The organism is Micromonospora sp. B11E3, from assembly GCF_039871625.1.
In the GTDB taxonomy this organism is placed as follows: domain Bacteria; phylum Actinomycetota; class Actinomycetes; order Mycobacteriales; family Micromonosporaceae; genus Micromonospora.
This window is the reverse complement of record NZ_JBDPMC010000132.1, coordinates 1-10,248: the sequence shown is the minus strand read 5'-3', so window position 1 is coordinate 10,248 and position 10,248 is coordinate 1. Positions and strand designations below refer to the sequence as shown.

The following is a 10,248-nucleotide window of genomic DNA, read 5'->3' as shown; positions in this document are numbered from 1 at the left end:
TCCTGAGTGGATCTTTCTGGCTAGGCACCCGAAAGATCAGCAGAAGTCGTGCTCGCCTGCTATCCAGCCCTCAACATCAGCGTTTTCATTACATAACCGGACAATACGAAACAACGCCGGGGCCCTGGATCGCGTCCCACGTCCCGTTCTTCCGCCACGTCGTGAACCAGCGATGTGCCGCGTCCGGCGGCGCCAGATCGCGAGGCATCATCCGCCACGGACAGCCCGACCGCAGCACATAGAAGATCGAATCCAGGATCAGCCGATCGCCGTACTTGCGGGGCCGGCCGCCTTTACGCAGGTCGCGTACCGGCATCAAGGGCGCGAGGATCGCCCACATCGCATCGGTCAAGCTCGACGGATAGCATGAACGGCCGTCATCCCCGCCACAGTTGCAGTTGCGCACACAACGCGATCATGGCGGGGATGATCTATTTGTCGAGCACCCGGCATCGACGTGTCTCCCCGTAACAGAACGCTCCGAGCTGGTTACCCGACGGCCTCTCAGCCGGCGGACTGATGGAGCCGGATCTGCAGCGACAGGATCAGCCGGTCGTCCGGATGGTCGAGGTTGTAGCCGGCTACGGACTCCAATCGCGCGATGCGGTAGCGCACGGTGTTCTGGTGAGTGGTGAGCGCCTGAGCCGCCGGTCCGTACTCGCCGTGATGGTTCAGCCAGACCCGTGCAGTCTCGAGGAGGTCGATGCTGCTGCCTGCGTCGTACTCCACCAGCTTGCGGAACCTGTCGTCTTCGAGCAGCAGCTTGGCCGGCAGCGCATCAAGGCACTCGGAGACCAGCACTGCGGTGCGGTCGCTTTCGAGCGTCACTACCGGGCGGTCGGCGGTCGGCGCGGTACGCGCACAGACCCGTTCGATCTCGGCGCGCGCATCCCTCACGGTCGTCGCCGACGCCGATGAGCTGAGCGCGGCCCGGAACCCCGCACCGCGCTGACCGTGCAATGCCGCCACCATGCGCTCGGCCCAGGCAGTGTGCCGGGCGATGTCCACCCGGCCCGGGGAGATCACGTACAGCCGGCCCGCGAACGGAGCCACCATGGTCTGCTCCCCCAGCGAGGCCGCCCGCATGCTCAGCAGCGCCACCGCCTCAGACGAGACCAACCACTCAGCCGCACCGTCGTCGTCGATCGCCTCCAGTCCGACGAGCACGAAGCCGGCCGGCTCTCGGACGCGCAGCTGCGGCGCGTAGTCGTCGGTCGGCTGGCCCTCTGGTGCCAACAGCCGCTGGACGAGCTCAGTGCTCATCGTGTGGATGAGACGTGCCTGGCTGACCAGCCGTGCTGCGTACCGGCCGGCCTCGACCAAGTAGTCCTCGAGGTCGGCACCGAACGGGCTGTCGGTCTCCTGCGCCCAGATCGTGCCCAGGTAGATGCCTGTCGCCGGGTCGGTCATCCCGATGCCCATTCGCCGTCGCAGATCACCAGACTCGGGCAACTCCACGACATTCCCGGGCGCCCGAAGCCGGTCGTAGACCCGCTGGGCGCGCAGCTCCTCTACATGCCATTGCGGAGGCTCCCGCCCCAGGATCGCCAGCTGCCGGATCGGGTCGGCCTGGTCGCTGTACGGCGAGAAGGCCAGCACCCGCGCCCGCTCGTCCTCGATCGAGATCAGCGTTCCGGTGGCCACACCGAGTGCCTTGGCGACGTCGAACAGGTCGGTGTGCTCGGCCAGCGCCTTGGCGACGCGTAGGCTTCCGATCCCTCGACGCCGCCGCTCTCCCACCACTCGCAATGTCTCCGAAAGCACCTCGGACCACTCCGGGCCGCGCGGTGCCACCAGCACCGGGAACGTCAGCAGTGCCGGCGGCATCTCGGTCTCAGGGTCGCGTAGCAGAAGGACGTCGGCCTGGCGCGCCGCCAGGCCGGGAACCAAGTCGCCGAGCTCGCCGGGCCCCTCACCGGTGACCACCAGGAGGTCGACACCGATCTCCTCAGGAGCTGGATCGTCGGCCAGTGCGACGGCGTCGACGATGAGGTGGCTTCGGACCGGCAGGTCGGGTGCCGCTGGGCCCAGTACGCGGACGTCAGCGATCTGACGCAACGCCGTAACGATCTCTTGGAGTGACGCCGAGGCGGTCTGCAACGAGGAGTCCATCAGCGGCCCGGTGGCGGGTACACGTCCGAAACGACCATGTAGAATCCTCAAACTCACTCCCGGAACCTTTGGCCGATCATACATGGACGCCGACTGAGTGTGCTCCCTATGTTGAATGGCACCCGGTATCCCCACCAGGCCGGATCGAACCCCCAGGAGCCGCAGCCATGTCGAACTCTTCGCCGTCACCCCGCTGTCGGGCCCGAGTCCTCGCCCTCACCACCCTCCTCGCGGCGGCGACGCTCACCGCATGCTCCTCCGACGGAGCGACCGAGGACGCCGGTGGCACCCTTGTCATCCCTCAGCAGGTCGGCGTCCCGCCTTACAGCTTCCTCGACGAGGGTGGGGAGCTCGCCGGTCTGCTGCCCGACCTCTCAATCGCACTCGGCGAGGCGATGGGCATGGAGGTCGAGAACGAGCAGGCTTCGTTTGAGAACTCCCTGCTCGGCCTACAGCGCGGCACCTACGACTGGGTACCCGGCGCCGACGTTACCGCCGAGCGGTTGGAGAAGTTCGACTTCGCCACCACCCTGATCGAGAGTTACGGGTTCCGCGTCAAGGACGGCGGCATCGACATCGGCGACTCGATGGACGACCTGTGCGGCCTCTCCATCGCTGTCACCGCCGGCTCCAGCCCTGTGCCCGTTCTGCGCGACCAGTCCGAGACATGCGAGGAGGTCGGCAACGACCCGATCGACGTGCAGACGTTCGCCGACCAGGCCACCGCCGACCTCGCCGTGAAGAGCGGCCGCGCCGACGCCGTCACCGCAACCAGCAGCGGCCTGGCTCACCAGGTGACCACCGAGCCCGGCGTTTGGAAGATCACCGGCCCGATCTACCAGGGAATCGACATCGGGTTCGCTGTGATGAAGGGCGACGACATGGCGCAGAAGCTCGTCGAGGCCACTAACGAGATCATCGAGAATGGTACGTACGCTGAGATCCTCGCCAAGTACGGCGCGGAGAAGATGGCGATTGAGACCTCGGTTCTCAACCCGGAGCCGGCGTCGTGAGCGAGATCGTGACCATGCGCGATCAGGCCAGGACGACCGACAGCACCGCGGCCGCCGCCCCAGCGGCGGCCTGGAACCGGCGCCTCGAAGAGCTCGCGGCCGTTCCGCGCGCCCGCCGGTTCCACGTAGCCCGGTCCTTGATGGCGCTCTTGCTCGTCCTCGCGGTCGGCCGGCTGGCCTGGAGCCTGGCGCAGAACCCTGCCTTCGAATGGTCGAGGGTCTGGGATTACTTCTTCTCCGCCCCGGTGATGAAGGGTCTGGAGAACACCATCACTCTCACCGCTCTCTCGATGGGCCTCGCGCTGGTCGTGTCGGTCGCGCTGGCGAACATGCGGCTTTCCGACAACCCAGTGCTGCGGGCGATTGCCGGCTTCTACGTATGGTTCTTCCGGTCGGTCCCGCTGCTGGTGCTGCTGATCTTGTGGTTCAACATTTCGTTGATCTACCCCACATTCGCCATCCCCTTCCCCGGCGACGGCTGGTCGTATGAGACCCGCGACCTGATGACCGCCTACTGGTCCGCGGTGCTGGCATTCGGGCTGCAGCAGGCGGCCTACACCTCAGAGATCATCAGGTCCTCGCTGCTCGCGGTCCCCCACGGACAGCGGGAGGCAGCGCTCGCACTCGGGATGCGGCCCACCCAGATCTTCCGCCGCATCGTTTTCCCCCAGGCGATGAAGATCGCCGTCCCTCCCGTCAGCAACGACCTCATCAACCTGCTCAAGGCAACCGCCCTCGTCGCGTTCATCTCGGTGCCCGACCTGCTCTACTCGGTGCAGCAGATCTACAACCGCACCTTCGAGGTCGTACCGCTCCTGATGGTCGCCACCATCTGGTACATGATCATGGTTAGCATCCTCTCCGTCGGCCAGTACCTCTTGGAGCGGTGGCTCGGCCGATCGGCCGCGGCACGCGCGAACGGTCGCCTTTCCAAGCAGAGGAGCGCGGCATGACCACCGCCAACGTCACCCCGCCGGTCGGAGAGAAGCACACCGACGCCCCACTGATCAGCGCCCGCGGCATCTGCAAGACCTTCGGCACCCACCAGGTGCTGCACGACGTCTCCCTCGATGTCCACCGCGGCGAGGCCGTCTGTCTGCTCGGCCGATCCGGCAGCGGCAAGAGCACCTTCCTGCGCTGCCTGAACCTGCTGGAACGCGCCGAACGGGGCATCGTGATGCTCGACGGCGAACTGCTCGGCCACCACGTTCGCCACGGCCGGGTGCACCGCCTTCCCGCCCGGCAGGAAGCCGCTCAACGCCAGCAGCTGGGCATGGTGTTCCAGCAGTTCAACCTGTTCGCCCACAAGACGGTGCTGGATAACGTCATAGAGGCCCCCGTGAGGGTCGCGGGACGCAAGCCGCGCGAGGCGGCGAAGGACGCGGTGCAGCTGCTGGAGCGGGTCGGGCTGGCCGACAAGGTCAAGGCCTACCCCGGACAGCTCTCCGGCGGCCAGCAGCAGCGCGTCGCGATTGCTCGTGCGCTGGCGATGAAGCCCAAGGTCCTGCTGTTCGACGAACCCACCTCCGCGCTGGACCCGGAGATGGTCACCGAGGTCCTCCAGGTGATCCGCAGCCTCGTCCTCGGCGGCATGACCACGATCATCGTCACGCACGAGGTTGGGTTCGCCCGTGAGGTCTGCGACCGGTTCGTGTTCATGCAGGACGGCCGGATCGTCGAGGAAGGACCCGCCAGCCGGCTGACCGAAGGGGCCGAGCATCCCAGCACCCGGGACTTCCTCAGCAAGGTCCTCTAAGCCCCGCTACCCAAACTCCTCAGCCCCAGAGAGGCACCATGCCATCGGGAGGCGCAAGCATGCCCTCATCACCCCACAAGCCAGGCGCCCGCGTCGCCGTCATCGGCGGCGGCTTCGCCGGCGTCGCCGCCGGCCGGGAGTTGCTCCGCCGGGGCCACGATGTCGTCATCTACGAAGCTGCCGACGGCCCCGGCGGTACTTGGCGGGCCAACAGGTTCCCCGGCGTCGAGGTGGACACCCCCGCGGTGATGTACTCCTACTCCTTCGCCCCAGGCAACTGGACGCGGGAGTTCCCCGGCGGAGCTGAACTGCGCGCCTACCTCGAAGTTGTCTCCCGCGACGAAGGGCTGATGCCTCTGTTCCGATTCGGGCACAAGGTGACCCGGCTCGTCTGGGACGACGCTGCCGCCCATTGGGCGGTCACTGTCCGAGATCTGGCGACCGGCACCTCGCGGACCGAGAGGTTCACCGCGGTAGTCTCCGCAGTTGGACTGCTCAACATCCCCCGACACCCAGACTGGCCCGGCCGCGAGGACTACACCGGGGAGATGTTCCACACCGCCGAGTGGCCCGAGGGCATCGACCTGGCCGGCCGCCGGGTCGCCGTCGTCGGCACCGGATCCACTTCCGCGCAGGTGGTCGCCGAGCTCGCGGGCGTCGCCGGCCACCTCACCGTCTTCCAGCGGCAGCCGGGCTGGGTCGACCCCAAGGTCGGCCGCACCTACACCGAGGTCGAGCGGGCACGGCGGCGGAACCCGCTGCGGCGCAGGCTCATCCGGTGGCAGCTGTTTCTCAAGCAGGAACGCCGCTGGCTGGGCGGCCGCATAATTCGGCCCGGGAGCGGCACCGACGAGCAGCTGGTCGAGGCGTGCCGCCGCTACCTCGACGAGGTCTTCGCCGACCATCCCGAGTTGAAGGCTCAGTTGACCCCAACCTCGGCCTACCTTGGCAAGCGGGCGGTGCACTCCTCAACGTTCTATCCGGCGCTACTGCGCGACGATGTCACCCTCGTGCCCCGCGCCGTTGTCGGCATGTACCAGAAGGGCTTGATCGACGCCGACGGCGAGGAGCACGTCGTCGATGTGGTCATCACCGCCACGGGGTTCCGAGCCGCGGAGTTCCTCCACGGCATCGAGGTGATCGGCCGCGGAGGCCGCGTATTGGCCGAGAAGTGGGGCGACGACCCGATGGCCTTCCTCGGCATCACAGTCGATGAGATGCCGAACTTCTTCATGCTCTACGGCCCCAACACCAACTGGTACGCACCCGTGTTCGGGATGGAGAAGCAGGCGCTGTTCATCGGACGGACCCTCGACGAGCTTCGCCGACGCGGCGCCCGTAGCGTCGAGGTGAAGCCGTCCTACGTGGCGTGGCTTAACCGGTGGTTGAAGCGGCGCCTCGACTCCAGCTCGTTCGCACAGACACCGAACTACTTCCGCTCCGCCTCCGGCCGGGTCGTCACCCAATGGCCTGATGGTGCCTCGGTGTACTGGCTGCTCACCAAGCTGCTGTGGAAGCGGTCGGCCCGGTTCGAGTCATGAGCTCGGACCTGCCCTCCCACGCGGACCTGACCGACGCCCGGCGGCTCCTCGCCAGCATCGCGCACACCACACCACTGACCCCAGCACCCTGGGACGATGGCCGCGGGGAAGCGTTCTTGAAACTCGAATCCCTGCAACGCACCGGCTCCTACAAGCTGCGCGGCGCATCGGTGTTCGTACAGCGCCGCGTCAGGGAGGGCCGCGCCAGCCGCGGCTTCGTCGCAGCCTCCGCCGGCAACCACGCCCAAGGCCTGGCCATTGCAGCCCGTGAAGCCGGCGTCCCGGCCACCGTCGTGATGCCGGTCCACGCCTCCCCTACCAAGGTGCACGCCACCCGCTCCCTCGGCGCCCGCGTCGAACTGATCGGCGACAACGTCGTCGAAGCCATCGCAGCGGCACACGACCTCGCCGAGTCCGACGGCCTCACCCTGGTCCCGCCGTTCGACTCCGCCGACGTTGTCGCCGGCCAGGCCTCCGTCGGACTGGAAATCCTCGAGCAGCTGCCAGACGCCGAGCTGATCGTGGTGCCCGTCGGCGGCGGCGGCCTGCTGGCCGGAGTGGGGGCCGCGCTGCTGCACCATCGGGCCCGCACCGGCCACACGCCGCGACTGATTGGCGTGCAGGCCCGCGGCGCCGCATCCTTGATCGCCGCCCAGCAGGCCGGGCACCCAGTGAGCCTGCCCGCCGTAGACACCATCGCCGACGGGATCGCGGTCGGCCGCACCGGCGACCTGACCTACCGGTGGGCTGAACAGTTGCGCCACGCAGGAGTGCTGGCCGACCTCCTCACTGTGGACGACGACGAGATCGCCGCGACGATGCTCCACCTCCTCGACCGGGGCAAGATCCTCGTCGAGCCTGCCGGCGCCGCAGCGGTCGCAGGAGTCCTCAGCGGCCGCATCCCAACAGGCGGCGCTGCCGTGGCGGTCGTCAGCGGCGGCAACCTCGATCTCGCTCAACTCCCGTCCCTCGTAACCGCGCACTTGGCCCGCGCCGACCGCCTCCACACCCTCGCTATGGACCTGCCCGACCACCCGGGAGCCCTTGCCGGCCTGGTGTCGCTGCTCGCCGCCCGCAAGGCGAACATCGTCGACGTCCACCACGACCGCATCTCGCCCCTGGGTGCCCGGAACACGGTCCGCGTCCAGGTGAGCCTCCAACTCGAGGGGCCCCAGCACCTCACCAGCGTGCTCGGTGCCATGTCCGACCACGGCTACGCCGTGTCCGGCCTTGAACCCATCAACAACGCACAGACCGGATGGCACGACGACGCATTGAGGAGCACCACGTGACACTCACCGAACCCCACCCCCAAACCGTCGAGCCCACGCCAACCACCAGCGGCGTGCCTGATATCGGGGCGCTGAGGGAGATCTCGCGCCGCGTCCTCTGGCTCGCGACCGCAATCGTGGACGCAGCGAACCGAGGACGTCCCAACGCCTCCGGTGTAAAGGTCGGCGGCCACCAAGCGTCCTCGGCGTCGATGGTCGACATCATGGTCGCCCTGTGGTTCCACGAGCTCACCTCAGGGGATCGTGTCTCGGTCAAGCCCCACGCCTCCCCGGTGCTGCACGCGATCAACTACCTGCTCGGCGACCTGGAGAAGAAGTACCTCACCACGCTGCGTGCCAAGGGGGGACTCCAGAGCTACCCCAGCCGACTGAAGGATCCCGACACCGTCGACTTCTCCACCGGCTCCGTCGGCATCGGCGCAACCGCGTCACTTTGGGCGGCGCTGTCACACCGCTACCTGCGTACCCACTTCGACGCCACGCCCACCTCGGGGCGGTTCATCAGCCTCATCGGGGACGCCGAGCTGGACGAGGGCGCCATCTGGGAGGCGGTCGCCGACCCGGCCGTGGCTGGCCTCGGCGAGGTGCTGTGGATCGTCGACCTCAACCGCCAGTCGCTGGACCGGGTGGTGCCCGACATCCAGATCGACCGTCTGAAGGGCATGTTCGCCGCCGCCGGATGGCAGGTACTCACCCTCAAATGGGGCCGCCGCATCGGCAAGATCTTCGACCGCTCCGGCGGCGCCGAGCTGCGGCAGCGCTTGGAGGCGATGCCGAACGAGGAGTACCAGCGGATGCTCCGGGCAGAGCCCACCGAGGTCCCCCAACGGATCCTGGCTGGCGGAGCGACCCCGCAGCTGCGGGACCTGATCGTCGGACTGGAGCCTACCGCGCTCGCAGACGCGATCCGCGACCTGGGAGGACACGACCTGTCCCTGCTGACCGACACCTTCGCTGCAGCCGACACCAGCCGGCCGACGGTGATGTTCGCCTACACCGTCAAGGGCAAGGGACTGCCGACCGAGGGGCATCCCAACAACCACTCGGCACTGCTCACCGAACCCCAAATGCGCTTCCTCGCCGCAGCCTGCGGGACTGACCTCCACGACCCTTGGCGGCGGTTCGAACCTGGCACCGCAGCCGCAGACCTCTGTATCCGACGGGCTGGGGCGCTGCACCGAACCCCCGCCGCCGATAGCCGGGCACTCGTCGTACCCACCGCGCTGGCCCACCCCCACCGCAAGCCCACCTCGACCCAGGCGACTTTGGGTCGGCTGCTGGCCGACCTCCCCCGTGATGCCCCCGAGACCGCGGCCCGCGTGGTTACCTGCAGCCCCGATGTTGCGTCCTCCACGAACCTGGGGGGCTGGATCAACAAGACCGGCGTCTGGTCGGCCACCGACCGGCGCGACTGGTTCGCCGACGACACTGAACGGGTGCTGCGCTGGTCGGAAGCCGCGAGCGGGCAGCACATCGAACTCGGGATCGCCGAGACGAACCTGGTCGGCCTGCTCGGCGAACTGGGCGTGACGTGGAGCCGGTGGGGGCAGCGGCTGATCCCCATCGGCACCCTGTACGACCCGTTCGTCAACCGTGCCCTCGAACCGTGGTCCTACGGCATCTACGCCGGCTGCCAGGCGATCCTGGTCGGCACCCCGTCAGGTGTGACGCTAGCTCCCGAGGGCGGCGCGCACCAGTCGATCACCACCCCGTCGGTCGGACTCGAACAGCCGGGCTGTATTGCGTGGGAACCCGCGTTTGCGCAGGACCTGGAGTGGACGTTCCTGCATGCGATGAGCAGGATCGGCATTCCGGGCGGGACGTCTGCCTACTTCCGTCTATCCACCCGCCCAATCGACCCGGCCCTGGCATGCCTGCCTGAGGACCCGTACCTGTTGGAGAGGCGTCGCAATCAGGCTGTCGCTGGCGGCTATCGGATCACCGAACACAGTCCCCGGCTAGACCAGGTGACCCTCGTCGGGGCCGGCGCGATCATGCCGGAGGTGCTCGAGGCCGCCGACGTCCTCCACGCGCAAGGGGTGACGGCGGGGGTGGTGTGCCTGACCAGTCCAGACCTAGTGTTCCGGTCCTTCCAGCAGCGCAGCTTACGTGCGCCCGGTGTGGGTGGGGCCATCATCGAGGAGCTCCTGCCGGCAGATGCACCGGCGCCGCTGGTAACTGTGCTCGACGGCCACCCGCACACTCTGGCGTTCCTCGCAGGCGCACGGGGCGACCGCATCACCTGCCTCGGGGTTAGCGAGTTTGGCCAGTCCTCCGACCTCGCCGACGCCTACCGGCTCCACGGCATCGACACCGCCTCGATCATCGACGCGGCACTTCGGCTGGTCGGGGTGCCGGTAAGAAACGTGTCACAGGATCCAAACGGGAATGATTATGCCGGGGACTGAGAGCGACCGGCAATAGGTGTCATCTGAGTCTGCGAGTGGTGGGTCGGGCGTCCCAGCGGTAGAGGGTTCGGGCTCGAGTGATGAGCTGACGGATGGTGACGATGGCGGCGGCCAGGTACAGATAGA

General features: G+C 67.8%; 8 protein-coding genes and 1 pseudogene. 6 read left to right on the top strand and 3 right to left on the bottom strand.

Features of this window, described 5'->3' with window-relative positions; all coding sequences use genetic code 11:
* Positions 1-88: 88 nt before the first annotated feature.
* Positions 89-352: a transposase gene (locus ABGB16_RS32320; RefSeq protein ID WP_347671863.1), complete on the bottom strand. Its 264-nt coding sequence runs from the start codon at positions 350-352 to the stop codon at positions 89-91.
* Positions 353-504: 152 nt separating this feature from the next.
* Positions 505-2,112, bottom strand: coding sequence for a helix-turn-helix domain-containing protein (locus tag ABGB16_RS32315; protein ID WP_347671862.1), 1,608 nt, complete (start codon positions 2,110-2,112; stop codon positions 505-507).
* 167 nt (positions 2,113-2,279) lie between these two features.
* Between ABGB16_RS32315 and ABGB16_RS32310 the strand changes: the two genes are divergently transcribed.
* Genes ABGB16_RS32310 through ABGB16_RS32285 form a run of 6 tightly spaced genes read left to right on the top strand, consistent with a single transcriptional unit; the run spans position 2,280 to position 10,122 of the window.
* Positions 2,280-3,125, top strand: coding sequence for a transporter substrate-binding domain-containing protein (locus tag ABGB16_RS32310; RefSeq protein ID WP_347671861.1), 846 nt, complete (start codon positions 2,280-2,282; stop codon positions 3,123-3,125).
* The gene (locus ABGB16_RS32305; protein ID WP_347671860.1) at positions 3,122-4,078 is read left to right on the top strand and encodes an amino acid ABC transporter permease; all 957 of its coding nucleotides are present in this window, start codon (positions 3,122-3,124) and stop codon (positions 4,076-4,078) included. Before ABGB16_RS32310 ends, ABGB16_RS32305 begins: the two co-directional genes overlap by 4 nt.
* Positions 4,075-4,881, top strand: coding sequence for an amino acid ABC transporter ATP-binding protein (locus ABGB16_RS32300; protein WP_347671859.1), 807 nt, complete (start codon positions 4,075-4,077; stop codon positions 4,879-4,881). Before ABGB16_RS32305 ends, ABGB16_RS32300 begins: the two co-directional genes overlap by 4 nt.
* Before the next feature lie 59 nt (positions 4,882-4,940).
* Positions 4,941-6,422: an FAD-dependent oxidoreductase gene (locus tag ABGB16_RS32295; protein ID WP_347671858.1), complete on the top strand. Its 1,482-nt coding sequence runs from the start codon at positions 4,941-4,943 to the stop codon at positions 6,420-6,422.
* Positions 6,419-7,714 (top strand): pyridoxal-phosphate dependent enzyme, encoded by a 1,296-nt coding sequence (locus tag ABGB16_RS32290; protein ID WP_347671857.1) that lies wholly within the window; start codon positions 6,419-6,421, stop codon positions 7,712-7,714. Before ABGB16_RS32295 ends, ABGB16_RS32290 begins: the two co-directional genes overlap by 4 nt.
* Before the next feature lie 53 nt (positions 7,715-7,767).
* On the top strand, positions 7,768-10,122 hold the full coding sequence (locus ABGB16_RS32285; RefSeq protein WP_347671864.1) for a pyruvate dehydrogenase: 2,355 nt from the start codon (positions 7,768-7,770) through the stop codon (positions 10,120-10,122).
* A gap of 19 nt (positions 10,123-10,141) precedes the next feature.
* On the opposite strand, the pseudogene ABGB16_RS32280 reads toward ABGB16_RS32285, so the two are convergent.
* Positions 10,142-10,248, bottom strand: a pseudogene (locus tag ABGB16_RS32280) (IS5/IS1182 family transposase); the annotation flags it as partial.